Raw genomic sequence first — 391 nt, 5'->3', positions numbered from 1 at the left:
CTTTTGAATTGAATTAAGCGATACCCTGCTGGAGCTATAATTCTAAAAGGTTTAAGTGTACTTATTGAAAAAAGCAACTCACGATTATAGTTTGTATTTTTACCTTGTTTATCTTTATGAAAGTCATAAAATATATTGATTTTCCCATAAACATAATCAAGCGAGAAGTTAGGAAACATTAGTATATTTTTATTAAATTTTTCATAGGTTAACATATCTTCTTTACTGAACATTTCCTATCCTCCCTTCAAATTTAGTTTTTTACTTCACCAGTTTTTAAATTTCAAGTGAAGTTTAGCATGTTTTCTTTTGAAAAAATCAAAAAGCGACGTACATCGCTCATCAATGCGACATACTTCGCTCATTTTTACCTCTTGACAACGTAAAAACC

At 29.2% G+C, this 391-nt stretch carries 1 protein-coding gene; it reads right to left on the bottom strand.

Annotated features, from left to right (window positions below):
- On the bottom strand, positions 1-233 hold a 233-nt coding region (locus DI041_RS21350), incomplete at its 3' end, for a hypothetical protein (RefSeq protein WP_440862132.1).
- Positions 234-391: the final 158 nt, after the last annotated feature.

Source organism: Stenotrophomonas maltophilia (assembly GCF_004920835.1).
GTDB lineage: Bacteria > Pseudomonadota > Gammaproteobacteria > Xanthomonadales > Xanthomonadaceae > Stenotrophomonas > Stenotrophomonas maltophilia_AQ.
This window is presented reverse-complemented; position numbering and strand designations above follow the sequence as displayed.